The organism is Nonomuraea sp. NPDC003214 (genome assembly GCF_053590035.1).
Window position 1 is genome coordinate 24,630 of record NZ_JBSFSX010000005.1, and the last position, 20,557, is coordinate 45,186.

Consider the following 20,557-nt stretch of genomic DNA (forward strand, 5'->3'; position numbering starts at 1 on the left):
CTTTCTTAAAAGAAACTGGCGTTAGCGGATCGTGACGAGAGGGGAGAATGCCCGTGACACGGAACCCGGGGGTCCCGCGGCTGCTACGCCGGCTGAACGACCGGACCGCCCTGGAGCTGCTGCTCTCCGAAGGCCCCCTCACCCGCTCCGAGCTGGGTGAACGCACCGGACTCTCCAAGGTCACCGCAGGTCAGCTCCTCGCCAGACTGGAGGACCGCGGCCTCGTCGAAGTCACCGGACGCAGGGCCAGCGGACGCGGCCCCAACGCCGCCCTCTACGGCGTCGTGCCCACCAGCGCGCACGTCGCCGGGCTCGAAGTCCTGCCCGACGCCATCACCGTCGGTGTGGCGGACATCACCGGCAAGGTCGTCGTCGAGGTCGTCGTCGACCCCGCCGACGGGCGCGACCCCGTCGCCACCGTCCACGCCGCCGTCCAGCGCGCCTGCGCCTCCGCCCGGATCACCCTGCCCCAGCTCAAAGCCTTCGTCATCGGCACCCGCGGCGTCGTCGACCCCGCCAACGGCGACGTGCGCTTCTCCCACGACCTCCCCTCCTGGCACGTCGGCGTCCTCGCCAGCCTCCGCCGCACCCTCGGCGCCTCCGTCACGATAGAGAACGACGTCAACCTCGTCGCACTCGCCGAACACCGCTACGGCGCCGCCGCCGGACAGGACGACTTCGTCGTCGTCTGGACCGGCATCGGCCAGGGCCTCGGCGTCATGCTCGGCGGCCGGCTGCACCGCGGCATCACCGGCGGCGCCGGCGAGATCGGCTGGCTGCCCGTCCCCGGCGAACCCCTGCCCGCCGACGTCACCCGCCCCCAATCAGGCTCCTACCAGCGGCTCGTCGGCCTCGACGCCCTCACCGGACTCGCCCAGGAACACGGGCTCACCGCCCGGCCCGGCGCCACCGGACCCGAGATCGTCAGAGCCGCCGTCGCCGGCGCCCGCACCGGCTTCCTCGCCGCCGTCGCCGCCCGCCTCGCCGTCGGCGTCGCCGCCGTCACCGTCGTCCTCGACCCCGGCCTCATCGTCCTCGCCGGCGACGTCGGCCGCGCCGGCGGCACCGAACTTGCCGCCATGGTCGAGGACGCCGTCGCCAAGGTCTGCCCCAGCCGCCCCCAGGTCGTCACCACCGGCATCACCGGCAACCCCGTGCTGCGCGGCGCCCTCGTCGCCGCCCTTGAGCAGGCCCGCGAGCAGGTCTTCTCCGACACTGTGTGAGAATTCTTGCCCATGTGGCTTCCTCCCGGTGACATCGTGCTCATCTCCGATCCGCGGGTGGCCGCCATCCCCGTCACCGACACCGGCGAACCCCTCGCCGAGGTACGCGGACGGCTGCGGCTCGACGACCGGATGGCCGACCCCGACGGCGCCTACGCCCGCCTGCGCGCCGGCCTCCTCGACCGGCTCGAGACCGCCGAACGGCGCCTGCCCGACGGCTTCCACCTGCTGATCGTCGAGGGCTACCGGCCCATCGCCGTCCAGCGGAAGATCTTCGACGACTACCGCGCCGAACTCGCCGCCCGCTTCCCCGGCCTCACCCCCGGCGAGCTCCACGCCGCCGCCAGCCGCTACGTCTCACCCGTCGACGTCGCCCCCCACACCGCCGGCGCCGCCGTTGACCTCACCCTCTGCGACCCCGACGGAGCCGAGTACGACATGGGCACCGCCGTCAACGACACCCCCGAGACCAGCGGCGGCGCCTGCTACACCGCCTCGCCCGACATCTCCGAGGACGCCCGGCGGCACCGCAAGATCCTCGCCGCCGCGCTGGAGCCCGCCGGGCTCGTCAACTACCCCACCGAGTGGTGGCACTGGTCGTACGGCGACCGCTACTGGGCGTTCGTCACCGGAGCCGGCCGGGCGTCGTACGGTCCCATCTGAACAGGCGCAACGGCAGATCCCTGCCGCCCGCCACCAGCATCCCCGCATGCGCGGCGAACGCCGTCCCGGGCACCGTCACCTCCAGCGGCTCCCACCCCTGGCCCGGCACCCCGCTCCACAACCGCCTCCGGCCGTCCAGCACGAACAGCCGCCCGTTCATCGCCCCCAACCCCCGAACCCCATCCGCAGCCCGCTCCCCGCGCGGGGCGGCGGCCCCTTCGGCGTCCCCCGGAGCCGGCCCGACGCCGCCCCCCACCGCCCCGCCGTAGGCGGTGGCGGTTTCTTCGGGAGAGGCGGTCCGGGTGGCGGCGGGTTTCTCGGGGGAGGGTCCCCCGTCCGCAGCGCGCTCCCCGTACGCGGCGGTCCCCTGGACGGGGAGGGTGGCCCCTGGAGCCGGCCCCGCGCCGCCCCCTACCGCCGCGCCGTTGCTGGTGGCGGTTTCTTCGGGGGTGGGGGTGGGGGTGGGGTGCCAGGTGGTGGTGCCGAAGGGGAGGCGCCAGAGGAGGTCGGAGGCGGTGGTGACGTAGAAGGTGCAGTCGGCGATGGCGAGGCCCGTGGCGTCGGCCGGGGCGGCGACGAGGTCGTGCCAGTGGGCGCCGTCGAAGTGGAGCAGGCGCCCGGTGCCGGTGACGCCGTAGAGGGCGACGGGCACGCCGGCGGCGGCCTCGCGGGGTGCGGCGAGGGCGCGGACGCCGGGGGTGGGCCCGACGGGCTCCCAGGGCAGGTTCTGGCCGCAGAGCTCGCGGCGCAGCAGGTCGCCGGAGGCGTCGACGGCGTAGAGGGTGCGGCCGAGCGCGGCGAGGGCGCGGATGTCGGCCTCGGGCCCGATGACCTCCCACGGGTCGCCGGTCCCGGTGGAGAGCCGGTCGATGACGTTGCGGGTGATGCGGTCGACGACGGGGTCGTGCAGGGTGTTGCCCCAGTTGACGGTGGCGGCGGTGAAGACGGTGCCGAGGCCGCTGGTGTAGACGCCCATGGTCGCCATCCCGCCCTGCCCGTAGCCGGCCCAGTGGCGCAGGTCGGCGGTGGCGAGGACGACGAACGTGGGCGGGGTGCCGTCGCGGCACGTGGCGCGCGGGACTCCGCCGATCTCCTCGAACTCGGCGGCGTCGGTCTCGTAGCCGAGGCAGCCCTGGCCGAACTTGTCGCCGTCGGTCAGCCCGGTGCCGTCGAAGACCCAATGGGAGGCGAAGCGCGCGGTGTAGGACTCTTCGAGCATGCGCGGCATGTGCGGGCCCCAGGTGCCGGCTCCGGCGCGGAAGCTGACGCCGGTGAGGGAGTTCTCGGGGCGGCCGGCGGCCGACCATTCGACGGTGGCCAGGCGGGAGTCCTCGACGGGATCGGAGACGGGGTCGCGGTGGCAGACCATGGTCCGTCCGCCGTCCTCCAGCCGGATCTGCCACCAGCAGGTGTTGCCGGAGAAGAACGCGACGTTGCCGCCGCGGCGGACGTACTCCTCGACGGAGTCGCGCATCCCGGCGGACCAGTATTCGTCGTGGCCGTTGACGATGAGCATCCGGTGCCGGGTCAGCAGGTCGAGCCCGTCGTGGAGGTCGAGGTTGGAGCAGTAGGCGACGTCGTACCCGGCGGGGCGCAGCCATTCGATGAGGCCCTGTTCCCAGCGTTCGGGGGGTGGGCCGCAGCCGGGCCGGTCGAAGGTGACGCGGGCGGCGCGGTCGGGCGCCTCGGTCCAGTAGACGCTCTCGCCGGGCACGCCTGCCCGGTTGTACGCCTGCCAGGTGGTGAAGGGGACGCTGAGGAGGATCGGCGCGGTCGGCACGGCTTCCCGTACGACGAAGAAGACCTCGTTGTCGGGGCACGGCGTGTCGCCGGGCAGGCCGGGCGGCCACGGCTGTTCGGGGCCGAACCGGGCGCGGTAGAGGGAGCTGGGCCAGTCGGCGCCGATCGGCAGCTCCCAGCCGGGGGCGGCGTCGCCGGTGTGGACGACGCGGCCGTCGGCCATGTCGGTGACCTCGACGGGCGCCGGTCCGGACAGGACGAATGGCAGCCGTGCGCCCTGGGGACAGGAGGTGGCGGTGGCGTAGGCGCGGATGCCGGTGGGCGGGGTCATCGGCGGGCGGCCTCGACGAGCAGGTCCTCCAGGGCGAGCAGGTAGCGTTCGATGGCGGCGCTCGACAGGTGGCGGGTGTCGGCGGTGAGGGAGACGCCTTCGGTGGTGACGTGCACGCAGAAGCGGCAGTTGAGCTTGTCCTGGCTCATCTGCCATTCGAGCGCGGTGGCGGGCAGCGCGGCGTCGAGGTCGGCGGGGGTGCAGGCGGCGGGGCCCGGGTCGGCGAAGCGCATGTCGTTGAAGCAGCAGTTGGGGTGGACGGCGGTGCCGCGGCGGGCGCTCTCGTCGCGGACGATCCTGGCGCGGTCGGCGGGGTCGTGGTAGGCGCTGCGGTAGGCGCGCATGGCGGCCGGGGCGGCGGCGCGGAGCACGTCGGGGAAGTCGCCGTCGACGTCGAGCGTGAACAGGCCCTCCTGGGAGAGGGTGCTGACGATGCCGAGGGTGTCGCGGCGGAACCGGTTGCCGACGATGGGCAGCATGGCGCACCGGCCGGAGCCGGAGAAGCGTCCGGCGAGCGTGGCGGTGGCGGCGAGCAGCACGGTGGAGGTGCTGGTGCGGTTGGCGAGCGCGACGGCGCGGGTGGCCAGTTGCAGGGCGGGGGAGCGGAGGAGGGCGCGCCGGATGGGCGGGTCGGCGGGGTCGCCGCTCGGGCCGGCGAACATGGTGTCGGGCATGCGGGCGTGCTCGCCGGCCCAGTGGGCGGCGGCGGCGTCGGCGACCTGCCGTCCTTGGGGGCCGGCCTGCCAGTGGGCGAGATCGAGCGGGCGGGGCGCGGGCGGGCCGGAGACGCGGCCGCGCAGCAGCAGGGTCCGCAGGTCGCGCAGGGCCACTTCGCTGCCGAGCCCGTCGGTGGCCAGGTGGCAGAAGACGAGCACGACGTGGGTGACGGTGTCGCCGTCCAGGACGAGCGCCACGCGCAGCGGCCATTCGGCGTGGTAGTCGAACCGGGTGGCGGCCAGTTCGGCCATCACCTTGTCGGGGTCGCCGGTGGTGACCTCGACGGGTATCCGCCCGGTGGCCTCCAGCCGCTGGCCGACGGGGTCGGCGAGCAGGGTGCGCAGGGAGCCGTGCCGTTCGACGAGGGCGGTGAGCGCGACGGTGACCTCGGCGACGGTCCGCGTGCCGGGGACTTTCAGCACCCGGCCGAAGTTGAAGTAGTGGTCGTCGGGCGCGGTGCGTTCGACGGCCTCCCAGATCGCCCGCTGGCCCCAGGTCAGCGGGGCGGTGCCGGAGTCGGGCGCGGAGAACCGGATCGTCATCGTCCGGCCAGGTGCCCGGCCAGCCGGTCGAGGTCGTCGAGCAGGTCGAGGCCATCGCCGGTCAGGTCGACAGTGACCCCGAACTCGGTCTCGATGGCGTCGACGAGCCGGAGCTGGCCGATCGAGGTCAGTCCGAGCGCGGTGAGCGGCACCGTCGCCGTCAGGGCCTCGTGCTCGCTGATCGCGCCGTCGGACGACTCCGCGACGAGCGCGGCGAGCCGCTCTCTGATCATCACAGGCTCCCCCGCCGAAACTGGAAAGAATCCTAACTGTTCGAGTGTTCCACGGATCTTCCGAGTCTCGCAAGGCCGTGGAATACGGCCTTGTGTGCGTCGCCGGTGCATGCCACACTGAACGCCCACCCATAAAAAGTAAAGTTTCCTATTAGAAACGCCGATGGCTGTTCCGGGGGCCGATCGTGAGCGTTACCCTTCCCGGCCTGCTCAGGCAGCGGGCCGCAGCAGACCCCGGCCGCGTGGCGATGACCGTCCACGGCTCGGGCTCGATCACGTTCGATGAGTGGGAGACCAGATCCGACCGCGTGGCCGCCGGGCTCACCGCTCGCGGCGTGCGCCCTGGAGACCGGGTGGGGCTGGTCTTCGGAAACAGCAACTGGCTGGAGTATGCCATCGCCTTCTTAGGCGTGGCCAAGGCGGGCGCGGCGGCGGTGCCGCTGTCGGACCGCCTGGCCGCCCCCGACGTCGACGCGATGCTCGCGCACTGCGGCGCCGCCGCCGTGCTGAGACCCGGCGAGCTGCCCGACGCGCCCGGCGAGGTGACACTGCCCGAGCCCGGCGCCCTGGCCCAGATCCTCTACACCTCCGGCACCACCGGCCGCCCCAAGGGCGTCAGCGCCACCCACGCCAACCTGGCCCACGGCTGCGGGGGCAGGCGGCGGCCCTTCGCGCACAGCCGCCACCTGGCGCACGCCTTCCCCATCGGCACCAACGCCGGGCAGTGGATGCTCGTCAACGCCGTGGACGCCCACCCCGAGGTGGTGACGCTGCCGGTGTTCACCCCCGCCAGATTCGCCGCGCTGATCGAGCACTACCAGGTCGGCACCGTCTTCCTCGTGCCCGCGATGGCCATCGAGATGCTCGCCGCCCGCGTCCACGAACGGCACGACCTGTCCAGCGTGCTCCTGCTCGGCTCGGCCGCCGCGCCGCTGCCCGGCCGGGTGGCCGCCGGGCTGTCCGACGCCTTCCCGAACTCCACGATCACCAACTACTACACCTCCACCGAGGCGGCGCCCGCCCAGACCGTGATGATCTACGACCCGGAACGGCCGACGAGCGTGGGCCGGGCCGCCGCCGGGGGCGCGGTGCGGATCGCCACCGCCGAGGGCGAGCCGCTGCCGCCCGGCGTCACCGGCGAGGTGTGGATGCGCTCCCCGGCGGCCGTGCGCGCCTACTACGGCGACGCGACGGCGACCGGCGAGGTGTTCCGGGACGGCTGGGTGCGCATGGGCGACCTCGGCTACCTGGACGGCGACGGCTACCTCTACCTGGTCGACCGGGAGAGCGACGTGATCAAGTCGGGCGCGTACAAGGTGTCCACGATCCACGTCGAGGACGCCGTCTACCAGCACCCGGGCGTGACCGAGGCGGCGGCGTTCGGCGTCCCGCACCCGACGCTCGGCAAGGCGGTCGCCGTCGCCGTCGTCGGCGGCGTGGCGCACGAGGACCTGCGGATCTTCCTGAAGGGCCGGCTGGCCCCGCACGAGCTGCCCGTACGGCTCGTGACCGTCGACGTCTTGCCCCGCAATCACGGAGGCAAGGTGGACAAGCGCGCACTGCGAGAGGTTGTTCGATGACCGAGGTTTCGTACGCCCAGCACGGCATGTGGATCACGGAAAGGATGGGTGCGGGGTCCGCTTACCACATGCCGATCGTGATCCGGTTCGCCGTGCCACCGGACCGTGGCGCGCTCGCCAAGGCCGTCACCGCCGTGGTCGAGCGCCACCCGCTGCTGGGCAGCGCGTTCGAGGACCGGGGCGGCGAGCCGCACCTGGTGCCGGCCGACGTCCAGCCCGCGCTGACCGGCCAGCCCGTGGCCCTGGACCTGGAGCGCGGCCCGCTGGCCGGCTTCCAGCTCGACGGCGACACGCTGACGATCGTCGCCCACCACCTGGTGTTCGACGGCCAGTCCAAGGACGTGCTGGTGGCCGACCTGGCCGCCGCGCTCGACGGCACGATCGCCGAGCCGCTGGAACGTGCCGACCACGCCGCGCTCCAGCGCGAGCGCGTCGAGGCGCGGCTGGCCGAGGCCGGGGCGTTCTGGGCCGGGCGCTGGCGCGAGCCGGGCGAGGTCGTGGTAGCCGGTGACGTGCTGCGCTCGCGCCGCGCCGGGACCGGCGCGCTCGCCGAGTTCGACCTCGACGTGCCCGAGCTGCCCGGCCTGACCAGGTTCGAGGTGGTGGTCGCCGCGCTGCACGCGCTCCTGCGCTCCTACGGCAACGCCGACGTGGTGACCGCCGTGGACCTGTCCACCCGGACCGCCGCCGAGACCGGTCACGTCGGCCCGTACGTCAACGAGCTGCCCGTCTACTCCACGCCCTCGCCGGACGCGCCGTTCGGCGAGTTCGCCGCCGGGCTGCGGGCCGAGCTCAGGCGGGTGTACGAGGTCCGCGAGGTGCCCATCGCCCGCGCCGTGCCCGGCATCAGGCCGCACGCCGCGCTCGCCCCGATCTCCGTCAGCTACCGGCGCGGCGGGACCGCTCCCGCCGGGTGGGACGTCGACTGGCTGGCGTTCAACGGGGCGGTGCGCGGCGCGCTCCAGCTCCAGCTCCTGGACGGGCCCGGCGGCCTGTCGGCGAGCCTGCGCTACGACCCGGCCGAGCTGCGCGACCCCGGCCGGTTCGCCGCCGACCTGATCGCGGTGCTGGGCCGGGTCACGCCCGAGCGCCCGCTGCGCGAGCTGGCCGCCTTCCAGGAGACCGTCACGGCCGAGCCGCAGGCGCCCGCCGCGGAACCCGCCCAGGTGGACGACGGGGGTGCCGACCTGGGCGGGGACCCGCTGATCGGGGAGATCACCGCGATCTGGGAGGAGGTGCTCAAGCTCTCGCCGATCCAGCCCGAGGACGACATCTTCGACCTGGGCGGCCACTCGCTGAGCATCACGCAGATCATCGCCCGCATGCGCAAGCGCCTCGGCGTGGAGATCGACCTGGACGACTTCTTCGACAACCCGACCGTCGCCGGCGTCGTCGAGGTGATCAGGAGGTGACCTCGCTCCTCGAACGGGCCGCCGGGCCCATCCTGGACGACGCCGACCTGTCGCTCATGCTCACGATCCGGGCCTTCGAGCTCAAGCTGCTCGACCTGTTCGGCGAGGGGCGGCTCAACGGCACCACGCACACCTGCCTCGGCCAGGAGTACGTGCCCGTGGCCCTGGAGCCGCTGCTGGGCCCGGCCGACCACGTCTTCAGCAACCACCGGGGCCACGGCCACTACCTGGCCCGCTTCCGCGACCCGCACGGCCTGCTGGCCGAGATCATGGGCCGGGAGGGCGCGGTCTGCCACGGCGTGGGCGGCAGCCAGCACATCCGGCGCGAGCGCTACCTGTCCACCGGCGTGCAGGGCGAGAGCCTGCCGGTGGCCGCCGGGGTGGCGCTGCGCCTGCGGCGTGCCGAGCCGGGCGCGCTGGCCTGCGTGTACATCGGCGACGGCACGTTCGGCGAGGGCGCCGTGTACGAGGCGCTCAACCTGATCGCGCTGTGGCGGCTGCCGGTGCTGGTCGTCGTCGAGCACAACGGCATCGCCCAGTCCACGCCCACGACGGCCCACATGGCGGGCACGATCGCGGGCCGGGCGGCGGCGTTCGGCATCGCGCACGAGCGCGTCGAGGGGTTCGACCTGCCCGCGATCCGGCGGCGGCTCGACCCGCTCGTCGCGCGGGTGCGCGAGGGCGTACCGCTCGTGGTGGAGTTCGCCACGCACCGCCTGGGCCCGCACAGCAAGGGTGACGACACCAGGAGCGCGCAGGCCGTACAGGAGGCGAGGGACGCCGACTGGCTGGAGCGCTGCCGCGCGGCGCGGCCGGAGCACGTCGGCCGGCTGGAGCGGGAGGCGCGCGAGCACGTCGACGCCGTCGCCGAGGAGGTCGCGGCCCGGCCGCCGTCCAGGTGGGTGCGCGCATGAGGGTCGCGGAGAACCTGAACGCGGCGCTGCACGCGGTGATGGACCGGCAGCAGGACCTCTACCTGCTGGGCGAGGACGTCCTCGACCCGTACGGCGGCGCCTTCAAGATCACCAAGGGGTTGTCGACGGCGTTCCCCGAGCGGGTGCTGTCCACGCCGATCAGCGAGGGCGCGATCACCGGCGTGGCCGCCGGGCTGGCGCTGGCGGGCGACCGGGCGATCGTCGAGATCATGTTCGGCGACTTCGCCGCGCTGGCCTTCGACCAGCTCCTCAACTTCGCCGCCAAGTCCGTGTCCATGTACGGCGAGACGGTGCCGATGCGGATGGTGGTGCGCTGCCCGATGGGCGGCGGGCGCGGCTACGGGCCCACGCACAGCCAGAGCCTGCAGAAGCACTTCATCGGCATCCCGGGACTGGCGCTGTACGAGATGTCGCCCTTCCACGACAACCTCGCCGTGTTCGAGGAGATGCTGGCACGCGCCGAGCCGTGCGTGCTGTTCGAGGACAAGGTGCTCTACACGCGGCAGATGCACCAGGTGGACGCGCCCTTCTCGGTCGAGGTGGCCGGCGGGGTGGCCCGGGTGTTCCTGGACGACACGCCCGACTGCGTGATCGTCGCGCCGGGCGGCGTGGCGCACCGGGTGGTGGCGGCGATGCGCTCGCTGCTCCTGGAGGACGAGATCGGCTGCACGCTGCTGGTGCCGTCGCGGCTCTACCCCTTCGACGTGGAGGTGCCCGCGGCCCGGCACGTGTTCGTGGTGGAGGAGAGCACGGCCGGCGGCACCTGGGGCGCGGAGGTCGCGCACCACGTCCACCAGCGGCACTGGGACCGGCTGGCCGGCCCGGTAACGCTCGTCCACTCCGCCGGCTCCGTCATCCCCACGGCCTCCCACCTGGAGCGCGAGGTGCTGGTGGACGAGGCCGACATCCACCGCGTGATCAGGAAGGTCGTCCGTGGCTGAGCTGCGCCTGCCCAAGCTGAACAACAACGACACCGAGTACCTGCTGGTCGAGTGGCTCGTCCCCGACGGCACGCCGGTGCACGAGGACGACGCCGTCGCCGTGGTGGAGACGTCCAAGGCGGCCGAGGAGCTGCCCGCCGACGCCACCGGCACGCTGCGCCACGCGGTCAAGCCGGGCACCTGGTGCCGCCCCGGCGAGCTGCTGGCGACGATCGGCGACGCGCCCGCCGCCGAGCCCGCGCCCGCGACGGCCCCTGCGGCGTCGCAGGCCGGGCCGCTCGTCACCGCCCCCGCGCAGGCGTTCGCCGACGAGCACGGCATCACCGCCGAGCAGCTCGCCGGGCTCGGCGTCGACGTGGTCCGGCGGGCCGACGTCGAACGCCTCCTCGACGGCCCCGCCCGCCGCGAGCTGCCCCGCGTCCAGCGGGCCGTGGCCAGGGCCGTGGAGCTGTCCCACCAGAGCATCCCGGCCGCCTACCTGGTCGTCAGGATGGACCTCGGCCCCGCGCTCAAGCGGGCCGAGGCGGCCACCCGCGAGGTGCGCAGGCCCGTCGGGCTCGCCGAGCTGTTCGTCCAGGCGGTGGCCGGGCTGCACGAGAAGCACCCGCTGTTCTTCGCCACCTACGAGGGCACCCACGCGCTGCTCTCCGACGAGCCGAACATCGGCGTCACCCTCGACGTGGGGGAGGGCCTGTACGTGCCGGTCGTGCACGACGCGGCCCGCCGCCCGCTCAAGGAGATCGCCACCGCGCTGATGAAGCACCGCCTGGCCGCCGCGTCCGGCGACTTCAAGGAGGCCGACCTGGCCGGCGCCAACTTCGTCGTCACCCTGCACACCGAGGGCGACGTCGTGCTGGCCGTGCCGTTCGTCTTCCCGGGCACCGCGTGCGCGCTGGCCGTCACCGGGCCGTCCGACGGCACCGTCGCGCACATCGGGCTCGCCTACGACCACCGGCTGGTCAACGGGCGTGACGCGGCGCTGTTCATGGCCGCGCTGAAAAGCGCTATCGAAGGCTAGTTTGCCCACATACTTTTCCCGCCGACACTGCACGGGCACAAACAGTAAGGAGGCTCCTGACTTCCCCTGCGAGGTGTGGGCATGGTTCCGTTGATCGGGATCGAGGAGGAGTACCTCGTCGTCGATCCCCGCACCCGCCACGTCACTCCCCGGGCGGCCGACGTGCTGGCCGCCGCCACGGACATGCTCGACGTGGCGCACGAGATCACCCGATTCCAGGTGGAGGCCCGGACAGCGCCGTCCGCGGACCTGACCGAACTGGGCACACAGCTGCGCGCCGCGCGCAAGGAGGTGGCCGGGGCGGCCCGCTCGTGCGGGCTGGCCGTCGTGGCCAGCGGCATCCCCGTGCTCGGCAACGTCATGCCGCCGCCGCTGACCGAGGACGCGCGCTACGAACAGGGCCGCGTCCTCTACCGCGCGTTACAGGACGAGATCAGCATCTGCGCCCTGCACGTGCACGTGGACGTGCCCGACGAGGAGCACGCCGTCTACGTGGGCAACCATCTGCGCCCCTGGCTGCCCACCCTCATCGCGCTGGCCGCCAACTCGCCGTTCTTCGTCGGCCGCGACACCGGCTACGCCTCCTGGCGGGTCATCTCGTGGGGGCGCTGGCCGGTGTCGGGCGCGCCGCCGTACTTCCCGACGTTCGCCGACTACGAGCTGGCGCTGCGGGCGCTGGCGGAGTCGGGGGCGCTGATGGACCCGAAGACGGTCTTCTGGGACGCCAGGCCCTCGCCCAAGCTGCCGACGGTCGAGGTGCGCGTCGCCGACGTGCCGCTCGACGTGAGCGACAGCCTCACCATCATCGGCCTGGTCCGCGGCCTCGTCGTCACGTCGCTGGCCGCCGTGGCGCGCGGCGACCGCGGGCTGCCCGTTCCCGGCGAGGTGCTGCGCGCCGCCTACTGGCGCGCCGCCCGCGACGGGCTCGCGGGCGACAGCCTGGACGTGCGGCACGGCACGCTCGTGCCCGCCCCGGTGCTGGTCGGCCGCCTGCTCGACCACGTACGGCACGCCCTGGCGGAGGCCGGTGACCTGCCGTTCGTCGAGGAGGGGCTGGACCGGCTGCTCCGCAAGGGGTCCGGGGCGGCGCGGCAGCGCCGGGTGCACGCCCGGGGCCACGACCTGGCGGAGGTGGTGGACGACCTCATCGAGGCCACCGTCGCCTGACCGGGGTCAGCACGGGTCAGCGCAGGGCGAGCGCCATCGCGACGCCCAGCCCGAAGACGACCACGACGCCGCGCAGCACCGCCGGTGACATGAGGCGGGCCAGGCGGGTGCCCAGCAGGCCGCCCGCCAGGCTCGCCGGCGCGATGACCGCCACCGCCGCCCACTCGACCGGCCCGAACAGCGCGAACGCCACCACCGAAACCGTGCAGATCGCCAGTGACAGCACCGCCCGCACGGCGTTGACCCGCTGGAGGTGGTCGTGCAGGAACATGCCGAGCACCGCCAGCAGCAGCACGCCCATGCCGCCGTTGAAGTACGCGCCGTAGCAGCCGCCGAGGAACACCCCGGCGTACACGAGCCTGCTGGGCCGCTCCCCGTCGCCGCCGCCGAACCGCTTGCGCAGCCACGGCTGGGCCAGCAGCGCCAGGCTGGCGAAGGCCACCAGCCACGGCACCAGCGCCTCGAACGTGTCGCCCGGCGTGTTCAGCAGCAGCGCGCTGCCCGCTACCGCGCCCAGCACCGCCACCGCCGCCAGCCCGGCCGCCCGGCGCCGCCGCCCGCGCAGCTCGGCGCGGTAGCCGAAGGCCCCGCCGAGGTAGCCGGGCCACAGCGCCACCGCGTTCGTCACCGTGGCGGTCACCCCCGGGTAGCCGAGCGCCATCAGCGCCGGGAACGAGACCAGCGTGCCGCCTCCGGCGAGCGCGTTCACCACGCCGGCCAGCAGACCGGCCCCGGCCAGGAACAGGACGTCACCCAGCGGGATCATGCGAACTCCTTACGTGCGGATCCCGCTGCTGGGGGAAACGGGGAGAACCAGTGGAGAAGGGAACGGTCAACGGCCGACCGCGTAGCCCTGGGCGCCGCGCGGGTTCGCGCCGGCCTTCAGGAAGTCGCCGTCACGGGCCACCGCGCTGAGGCGGCCGAGCGACCACGGCCCCTGCACCTCGACCTCGTGCCCGCGCCGCCGCAGCTCCGCCACGACCGCCGGGTCCAGCCGCTCCTCCACGTGCACGACCCCCGGCCGGGAGCCGCGCGGGAAGAACGAGCTGGGGAAGTGCTCGGTGTGGAACGTCGGGGCGTCGATGGCCTCCTGGAGGTTCAGGCCGCCGTGGACCAGCGCCAGGAACAGGTTGACGCTCCACTGGTCCTGCTGGTCGCCGCCCGGCGTGCCGAACGCCAGCCACGGCCTGCCGTCACGCAGCGCGAACGACGGCGAAAGCGTCGTGCGCGGGCGCGCCCCCGGCCGCAGCGAGGCGGGCAGCCCCTCCTGCAGCCAGAACATCTGCGCCCGGGTGCCCAGGCCGAAGCCCAGCGACGGGATGACCGGCGAGCTCTGCAGCCAGCCGCCGCTCGGCGTGGCCGACACCATGTTGCCGTGCCGGTCGACGACGTCGACGTGGCAGGTGTCGCCGCGCACGGCGCCGTCGGAGCTGACGACCTCGTCGCCGGTGTCCTCGGCCGGGACGACGAGCCTGCTCACGGTGGGCTCGCCCACCCCGGCCCGCCGCCCGGACGCGCCGGGCGCCGGACCGGCGGCGCCGGCCCGGGGCAGCACCGGCAGCCGGGGCTCGCGCCCGCCGGGGGAGCCGGGCCGCAGCTCCAGGCTGGCGGTGTCGCCGATGAGCGCGCGCCGCCCGGCGTTGTACGGCTCGGACAGCAGGTCGGCCAGGGGCACGTCGGTGTCGCCGTACCAGGCCTCGCGGTCGGCGAAGGCCAGCTTGGCCGCCTCGGTCACGGTGTGCACGTAGTCGGCGCTCAGCACGCCCATGCCGGTCAGGTCGTACCCGGACAGCAGCGCGAGCTGCTGCAGGAACACCGGCCCCTGGCCCCACGGCCCGGTCTTGCACACGGTGTGCCCGTGGTAGTCGAAGGTGACCGGCTCCTCCACCGACGCCGACCAGGAGGCCAGGTCGTCGCCGGTGAGCAGGCCGCCGTGCCGCTCGCCGGAGGTGTCCAGCCAGGAGGTGGTGGCGCTGAACTCGGCGATCGCCTCCGCCACGAACCCCTCGTACCAGGCGCGGCGGGCGGCCTGGAGCTGACCCTCGCGGGAGGCCGACGCGGCCTCGGCCTCGGCCACGATCCGCCGGTAGGTGGCGGCCAGCACCGGGTTGGCCAGCTTCGAGCCCGGCGCGGGCACGTCGCCGCCGGGCAGCCAGGTGGCCGCCGACGTCGTCCACTCGTCGGTGAACAGCTCCTTGACGGTGGCGATCGTGGTGGCGATCCGCTCCAGCACCGGCACCCCGCGCTCGGCGTAGTGGATCGCCGGGGCCAGCACGTCGGCCAGCTTCCAGGTGCCCCACCGCTCCAGCATGAGCAGCCAGCCGCCGAACGCGCCCGGCACCGTGGCCGCGAGCAGCCCGGTGCCCGGCACCACGTCCAGGCCCAGCTCGGCGAAGCGCTCCAGGGTCGCGGCGGCCGGGGCCACGCCCTGCCCGCACACGGTGGACACGCGCTGGTCGGCCTCGCTCCACAGCAGGATCGGCACCTCGCCGGCCGGCCCGTTCAGGTGCGGCTCGGCCACCTGCAGCACGAACCCGGCCGCCACCGCCGCGTCGAACGCGTTGCCGCCGCGCTCCAGCACGCCCATGCCCGTCGCGGAGGCGAGCCAGTGCGTGCTGGCCACCATGCCGAAGTCGCCCGTCAGCTCGGGCCTCGTGGTGAACAAGTGCGGTCCTTTCATGAGGCGGCGGCCGCGTCGGGGAGGCGGTCCGCCGTGACGAGGTGGCAGGCGGCCGGGTGGCCGCCCGTGCGCGGGTCGGCCAGCTCGGGCTCGCGGGTGCGGCACTCGTCGAACGCCAGCGGGCACCGGGTGTGGAAGCGGCAGCCGGACGGCGGGTCCACCGGGCTCGGCACGTCGCCGCCCAGCACGATCCGCCGCCGCTCGCGCTGCCTGACCGGGTCGGCGACCGGCGCCGCCGACAGCAGCGCCTGCGTGTACGGATGGCGCGGCTCGGCGAACAGCCGCGCCGTCGGCCCCGACTCGACGATCCTGCCCAGGTACATCACCGCGATCCGGTCGGCCAGGAACTCCACCACCGACAGGTCGTGCGTGATGAACAGGCAGGAGAAGCCCAGCTCCCGCTGCAGATCGGTGATCAGGTTGAGCACCGACGCCTGCACCGACACGTCCAGCGCCGACACCGGCTCGTCGGCCACGACCAGCTTCGGGTTGAGGATCAGCGCGCGGGCCAGCCCGACCCGCTGCCGCTGCCCGCCCGACAGCTCGTGCGGGAACCGGGTGGCCATCTCCGGCCGCAGCCCCACCTGCTCCAGCATCTGCGCGACCCGGCGGCCCACCTCCCGCCTGGCCACCGCCTTGTGGTGGATCAGCGGCTCGCCGACGATCTGCTCGATCGTGAAGCGCGGGTTCAGCGACGAGAACGGGTCCTGGAACACCATGTGCACGTCCCGGCGCAGCGGGCGCATCGAGCGCCGCGACAGGTGCGTGATGTCGGTGCCGCTCAGGCTGATCCGGCCCGACGTGGGCTCGATCAGCCGCAGCACGCACTTGCCGACGGTGGACTTGCCGCTGCCCGACTCGCCGACCAGGCCGAGCACCTCGCCCTTGCCGATCTCCAGCGACAGGCCGTCCACCGCGCGCACCTGGCCATAGTGCATGACCAGGTCGTCGATCTTCAGTACGGGTTCGGTCATGGCTGCTCTCCAGGGTGGAAGCAGGCCGCCAGGTGGCCGGCCGCCTGCCGTACCAGAGGGGGCCTGGAGGTGGCGCAGTCGTCCTGGGCGCGCGGGCAGCGCGCCCGGAACGCGCACTCGTCCGGGTCGGACATCGGCGAGGGGACCATGCCGGGGATCTCCGCCAGCCGCCCGTTCACCGCCGCCGACGGCAGCGCCCGCATCAGGCCCAGCGTGTACGGGTGCCGGGGCCGGGCGAACAGCTCGGTCACCGGCGCCTGCTCGACGGCGCGGCCCGCGTACATGACCACGGCCCGGTCGGCGATGTCGGCGACGACGCCGAGGTCGTGCGTGATCAGGATGATCGCGGTGCCGAGCCGGTCGCGCAGGTCGCGGAAGACGTCCAGGACGCCCGCCTGGATCGTCACGTCCAGCGCGGTCGTCGGCTCGTCGGCGATGAGCACGCGCGGTGAGCACGCCACCGCGATCGCGATCATCACGCGCTGCCGCATGCCGCCGGAGAGCTGGTGCGGATACTCCTTGACGCGGCGGCGCGGCGCCGGGATGCCGACGAGCTCCAGCAGCTCGACCGCGCGGTCCATGGCGGCCCGGCGCGACAGCTTCTCGTGCCTGCGCAGGACCTCGGCGATCTGGTAGCCGACCGTGAACGACGGGTTGAGCGAGGTCATCGGCTCCTGGAAGACGACGGACACGTCCTTGCCGCGCACCTTGCGCAGCTCCGGCTCGGGCAGCGTGGTCAGCTCGCGGCCGTCCAGCCTGATCGAGCCGCTGAGCTTCGTCGTGCCGGGCGGCAGCAGCCTGGGCACCGACATCGCGGTGACCGACTTGCCGCAGCCCGACTCGCCGCACAGCGCCAGGATCTCGCCCTCCTCCAGCGTGAGTGAGATGTCCCTGACCGCCTGGACCAGGCCGTCCTCGGTGTCGAAGTGCACGGCCAGGTCGGTGATCTCCAGCAGGCTCATCTGCCGCTCCTCGGGTCGAGCACGTCACGCAGCCCGTCGCCCAGCAGGTTGAAGCCGAGCGTGGCCAGCGCGATCATCACGCCGGGCCAGATGGCCAGCCAGGGCGCGACGTCCAGGTACTGCTGGGCGGTGGTGAGCATGACGCCCCACGACGGGGTCGGCGGCTGCACGCCCAGGCCCAGGAACGACAGCGTCGACTCGCCGATGATCGCCGCCGGGATCGCCACCGTGGCCTGCACGATCAGCGGGTTGGCGCAGTTCGGCAGCACGTACCGGAACAGGATGTGCCGGTCGCCCGCGCCGTCGGCGATGGCCGCGGCGACGTAGTCCATCTCGCGGATCGCCAGCACCTCGCCCCGGGTGATCCGGATGATCGCCGGAAGCTGGGAGAAGCCCAGCGCGAGCACCACGCCCTTGAGCGACGGCCCGATGATCGCCGCCAGGCCGACCGCGAACACCAGGAACGGGAACGCCAGCGTCACGTCCACCAGCCGCATCACGACCGGGTCCAGCCAGCGCCGGTAGAACCCGGCCACCAGCCCGATCGGGATGCCGATCACCATCGCCAGCAGCGTCGACAGCACGCCCGCCTGGAGCGACACCTGCGCGCCGTGCGCGATCCTGGCCAGCGCGTCGCGGCCCAGGTCGTCGGTGCCCAGCGGGTGCGCGCCCGACGGCGGAGCCAGCGTCGCCGCGTAGTCCTGCGCCGACGGATCGCCCGTCACCAGCGGCCCGGCCAGCGCCAGCAGCAGGAACGCCGCCACCAGCACCAGGCCCGCCATCGGCATCGGCCGCCGCCGGAAGCGCCGCCACAGCCTGCGCCGCCGGTCGGCCCGGCCCGACCTCACGGGTACGGCCAGCGTCTCAGCCATGACCGCCTCCCGAGAGCCGGATGCGCGGGTTCAGGTAGGCGTAGGCGATGTCGACCAGCAGGTTGACCACCACGTAGCCGATCACCGTGACCAGCACCACCGCCTGGATGACCGGGTAGTTGCGGGTGAGCACCGCGTCCACGGTCAGCTTGCCGAAGCCCGGGATGACGAAGATCTGCTCGGTCACCACCGCGCCGCTGATGAGCGCGCCGAGCTGCAGGCCGAGCACGGTCACCACGGTCGTCAGGCTGTTGCGCAGCGCGTGCGCGCCCACCACCTTGGCCTCCGCCAGGCCCTTGGACCGGGCGGTGCGCACGTAGTCGGCCGACAGCGCGCCCAGCATCGCCGAGCGGGTCTGCCGCATGAGGATCGCCGCGAACCCGGTGCCCAGCACCAGCGCGGGGAGCAGCATGCGTTGCAGGTTCTGCCCCGGGTCCTCGGTGAACGGCACGTACCCCGAGGCGGGCAGCCAGCGCAGCGTCACCGCGAACAGCAGGATGCCGAGCAGCCCCAGCCAGAAGTGCGGCACCGACAGCCCGGCCAGGCCGAACCCGGTCGCCACGTAGTCGGCGAGCTTGCCGCGCCGCACCGAGGCCACGATGCCCGAGCCGACGCCCACGACGATCGCCACCAGCATGGCCAGCGCGGACAACTCCAGCGTCACCGGCAGCCGCTCGGCGAGGATGTCGGCCACCGGGATCTGGTCCTGGGTGGACCGGCCGAGGTTGCCCGACAGCGTCTGGGCCACGTAGTCGACGTACTGGGCGGGCAGCGGCTTGTCCAGGCCGAACTCGTGCCGGATGGCCTCGACCACGGCGGGCGAGGCCTCCTCGCCGGCCATGACCACGGCCGGGTCGCCGGGCAGCGCCCTGACCCCCAGGAAGATCAGGACGCTGGCCACGAACAGCACGATCACCGCCGAGCCGCAGCGCCGAAGGATGAACCAGAGCATCAGGCGACGAACCCGGCGGTGGCGAAGCGGGGCAGGCCGTCCTTGAAGTACTGGACGCCGGCGACGTTCTTGCTCATGCCCAGGTAGTACTTGTTGTGGTACAGGTACACGACGCCGCGCAGCTCGGCGGCCCGCTTCATGGCCTTGCTGTAGAGCTCGGCGCGCTCGGCGGTGTCCTGGGTGGCCGCCGCCTGCTTGATCGGCTCGTCGATGCCCGGGTCGGCCATGCCGGCGAAGTTGTTGCTGCCCTGGCTGGTGACCAGGTTCGTCAGGTTGCCGTCCGGGTCGACGCGGCCGGACCAGCCGCTCAGCATGGCCTGGAAGTCGCCGGACTTGCCCTGCTCCAGGGTGCTGACGAACTCGGCGGTCTCCACCGTGACGGCGAACCCGGCCTCCTTGGTCATCTGCTGGACGACCTGCGCGAGCCGCTGGTTGGTGGCGTCGTTGGGTGAGGTGAGCTTGACCGGGACGGGCGTCGGCACGCCGGACGCCTGGACGAGCTGCTTGGCCTTGGCCAGGTCGCGCTTGGGGCACTGCAGGTCGGGGGTGCGGTAGGCGCTGTCGACGGGCACCGGGAAGCAGTCGACCTCGTGCAGCCCGTTGTAGACGGTCTTGTTGATCTGCTCGCGGTCCAGGGCCAGCTCGAACGCCTCGCGCAGCTCGGGGCTCTTGGCCAGCGGGCTGTCGACGGGGCCGGCCTTCTCGGTGGAGCCGGTGGCGTTGCCGACGTTGATCTGCAGGCCGTAGTAGCCGAGGCCGCCGCCGGAGACGACCTTCAGGTTCGGGTCGGCCTGCACGCCCGCGACGGTGGTGGTGGCGAGCTGGTCGGCCACCTGGACGTCGCCGGACTTGAGGTTGGCGGCCCGCACGTTCGGGTCCACGATGATTTTGTATACGAGCTTGTCGAGCTTGACCTTGGCGGCGTCGTAGTAGTCCGGCGCCTTGTCCAGCACGATCTGGCTGCCCGAGGTCCGGGCGGAGAACTTGAACGGCCCGACGCACACGGGGGAGGCGCCGAAGTTGTCGCCCGCGCCGTCGAGCGCCTTCGGCGACATGATCATCCCGGCCCGGTCGGCGAGCTGCGCGGTCAGCGGCGTGAACGCGCGCTTCAGCGTGAGCTTCACGGTGGCCGCGTCGACGACCTCGACCTCGGCGATGGCCTCCAGGTCGGCCTGGCGGGAGGACTTCTCCCAGGTACGGTGCCGGTCCAGCGACTTCTTGACCGCCTCGGCGTCGAAGGGCGTGCCGTCGTTGAACTTCACGCCTTCACGCAGCTTGATCGTGACTTCCTTGCCGTCCTCGGAGACCTCCGGGAGGGCGGCGGCGAGCTGGGGGACCAGCTCGGACGCGGCGTCGATGTCGTACAGCTTCTCGCACATGTTGGCGAAGACCTCGCGGCCGACGAGCGTGGTGGAGGTGCTCGGGTCGAGGGCGTCGGGGTCGGCGTTGAGCGCCACGTTCAGCGTGCCGCCGCTCTTCACGGCCCGGTTGTCCGCCGAGGCGTCGGCCACGGAGGGAGCAGCCGACGGACCGCTGGAACCGCCTCCGCCGCACGCTGTCAGTGCGAGGGGCAGCACGGCGAGTGCCGCGACGATTCTGGGGGACGGTCTCATGG

Annotated in this window: 18 protein-coding genes; 8 read left to right on the plus strand and 10 right to left on the minus strand. The window is 73.3% G+C overall.

The window, feature by feature from the left end:
* Positions 1 to 53 precede the first annotated feature (53 nt).
* Complete coding sequence (locus tag ACWDXC_RS15925) at positions 54 to 1,223, plus strand: ROK family transcriptional regulator (RefSeq protein WP_219503272.1); 1,170 nt, start codon at positions 54 to 56, stop codon at positions 1,221 to 1,223.
* A 12-nt stretch (positions 1,224 to 1,235) separates the two neighbouring features.
* Positions 1,236 to 1,886 (plus strand): M15 family metallopeptidase, encoded by a 651-nt coding sequence (locus ACWDXC_RS15930; RefSeq protein ID WP_219503269.1) that lies wholly within the window; start codon positions 1,236 to 1,238, stop codon positions 1,884 to 1,886.
* Here the strand turns inward: ACWDXC_RS15930 and ACWDXC_RS15935 are convergent.
* The 3 genes from ACWDXC_RS15935 to ACWDXC_RS15945 are packed head-to-tail and all read right to left on the minus strand — an operon-like array spanning position 1,849 to position 5,449.
* A complete protein-coding gene (locus ACWDXC_RS15935) occupies positions 1,849 to 3,957 on the minus strand; it encodes a N,N-dimethylformamidase beta subunit family domain-containing protein (protein WP_449982102.1) in 2,109 nt (702 codons plus the stop codon). The genes ACWDXC_RS15930 and ACWDXC_RS15935 overlap by 38 nt on opposite strands.
* Positions 3,954 to 5,216 (minus strand): condensation domain-containing protein, encoded by a 1,263-nt coding sequence (locus ACWDXC_RS15940; protein WP_449982105.1) that lies wholly within the window; start codon positions 5,214 to 5,216, stop codon positions 3,954 to 3,956. Before ACWDXC_RS15940 ends, ACWDXC_RS15935 begins: the two co-directional genes overlap by 4 nt.
* Positions 5,213 to 5,449 carry an acyl carrier protein gene (locus ACWDXC_RS15945; RefSeq protein ID WP_246644443.1) on the minus strand — a complete coding sequence of 79 codons (237 nt, stop codon included), beginning with the start codon at positions 5,447 to 5,449 and terminating at the stop codon, positions 5,213 to 5,215. The genes ACWDXC_RS15940 and ACWDXC_RS15945 overlap by 4 nt, the downstream gene beginning before the upstream one ends.
* 185 nt (positions 5,450 to 5,634) lie before the next feature.
* Between ACWDXC_RS15945 and ACWDXC_RS15950 the strand changes: the two genes are divergently transcribed.
* From ACWDXC_RS15950 to ACWDXC_RS15975, 6 genes are all read left to right on the plus strand, one after another.
* Positions 5,635 to 7,029, plus strand: coding sequence for a class I adenylate-forming enzyme family protein (locus ACWDXC_RS15950; protein ID WP_449982107.1), 1,395 nt, complete (start codon positions 5,635 to 5,637; stop codon positions 7,027 to 7,029).
* Positions 7,030 to 7,097: 68 nt separating this feature from the next.
* Positions 7,098 to 8,441 carry a phosphopantetheine-binding protein gene (locus ACWDXC_RS15955; RefSeq protein WP_449982110.1) on the plus strand — a complete coding sequence of 448 codons (1,344 nt, stop codon included), beginning with the start codon at positions 7,098 to 7,100 and terminating at the stop codon, positions 8,439 to 8,441.
* Positions 8,438 to 9,355 carry a thiamine pyrophosphate-dependent dehydrogenase E1 component subunit alpha gene (locus ACWDXC_RS15960; protein ID WP_449982113.1) on the plus strand — a complete coding sequence of 306 codons (918 nt, stop codon included), beginning with the start codon at positions 8,438 to 8,440 and terminating at the stop codon, positions 9,353 to 9,355. The genes ACWDXC_RS15955 and ACWDXC_RS15960 overlap by 4 nt, the downstream gene beginning before the upstream one ends.
* Entirely contained in the window at positions 9,352 to 10,317 is a 966-nt protein-coding gene (locus tag ACWDXC_RS15965; RefSeq protein ID WP_357585228.1) for an alpha-ketoacid dehydrogenase subunit beta, read from the plus strand. The genes ACWDXC_RS15960 and ACWDXC_RS15965 overlap by 4 nt, the downstream gene beginning before the upstream one ends.
* The gene (locus ACWDXC_RS15970; protein WP_449982116.1) at positions 10,310 to 11,335 is read left to right on the plus strand and encodes a 2-oxo acid dehydrogenase subunit E2; all 1,026 of its coding nucleotides are present in this window, start codon (positions 10,310 to 10,312) and stop codon (positions 11,333 to 11,335) included. Before ACWDXC_RS15965 ends, ACWDXC_RS15970 begins: the two co-directional genes overlap by 8 nt.
* Positions 11,336 to 11,416: 81 nt before the next feature.
* The gene (locus ACWDXC_RS15975; protein ID WP_449982119.1) at positions 11,417 to 12,502 is read left to right on the plus strand and encodes a carboxylate-amine ligase; all 1,086 of its coding nucleotides are present in this window, start codon (positions 11,417 to 11,419) and stop codon (positions 12,500 to 12,502) included.
* Between the two features lie 16 nt (positions 12,503 to 12,518).
* On the opposite strand, the gene ACWDXC_RS15980 is transcribed toward ACWDXC_RS15975, so the two are convergent.
* The 7 genes from ACWDXC_RS15980 to ACWDXC_RS16010 form a co-directional block, all read right to left on the minus strand.
* Positions 12,519 to 13,268 carry a sulfite exporter TauE/SafE family protein gene (locus tag ACWDXC_RS15980; protein WP_449982121.1) on the minus strand — a complete coding sequence of 250 codons (750 nt, stop codon included), beginning with the start codon at positions 13,266 to 13,268 and terminating at the stop codon, positions 12,519 to 12,521.
* Between the two features lie 66 nt (positions 13,269 to 13,334).
* Positions 13,335 to 15,182, minus strand: a complete 1,848-nt coding sequence (locus tag ACWDXC_RS15985; RefSeq protein ID WP_449982123.1) for a gamma-glutamyltransferase family protein — start codon at positions 15,180 to 15,182, stop codon at positions 13,335 to 13,337.
* Positions 15,179 to 16,156 carry an ABC transporter ATP-binding protein gene (locus ACWDXC_RS15990; RefSeq protein ID WP_364175430.1) on the minus strand — a complete coding sequence of 326 codons (978 nt, stop codon included), beginning with the start codon at positions 16,154 to 16,156 and terminating at the stop codon, positions 15,179 to 15,181. The genes ACWDXC_RS15985 and ACWDXC_RS15990 overlap by 4 nt, the downstream gene beginning before the upstream one ends.
* Positions 16,153 to 17,118: an ABC transporter ATP-binding protein gene (locus tag ACWDXC_RS15995; RefSeq protein ID WP_449982126.1), complete on the minus strand. Its 966-nt coding sequence runs from the start codon at positions 17,116 to 17,118 to the stop codon at positions 16,153 to 16,155. The genes ACWDXC_RS15990 and ACWDXC_RS15995 overlap by 4 nt, the downstream gene beginning before the upstream one ends.
* Positions 17,115 to 17,990 (minus strand): ABC transporter permease, encoded by an 876-nt coding sequence (locus ACWDXC_RS16000; protein ID WP_219503245.1) that lies wholly within the window; start codon positions 17,988 to 17,990, stop codon positions 17,115 to 17,117. The genes ACWDXC_RS15995 and ACWDXC_RS16000 overlap by 4 nt, the downstream gene beginning before the upstream one ends.
* Positions 17,983 to 18,942 carry an ABC transporter permease gene (locus tag ACWDXC_RS16005; RefSeq protein ID WP_449982129.1) on the minus strand — a complete coding sequence of 320 codons (960 nt, stop codon included), beginning with the start codon at positions 18,940 to 18,942 and terminating at the stop codon, positions 17,983 to 17,985. Before ACWDXC_RS16005 ends, ACWDXC_RS16000 begins: the two co-directional genes overlap by 8 nt.
* Complete coding sequence (locus ACWDXC_RS16010) at positions 18,942 to 20,453, minus strand: ABC transporter substrate-binding protein (protein WP_449982132.1); 1,512 nt, start codon at positions 20,451 to 20,453, stop codon at positions 18,942 to 18,944. Before ACWDXC_RS16010 ends, ACWDXC_RS16005 begins: the two co-directional genes overlap by 1 nt.
* Positions 20,454 to 20,557: the final 104 nt, after the last annotated feature.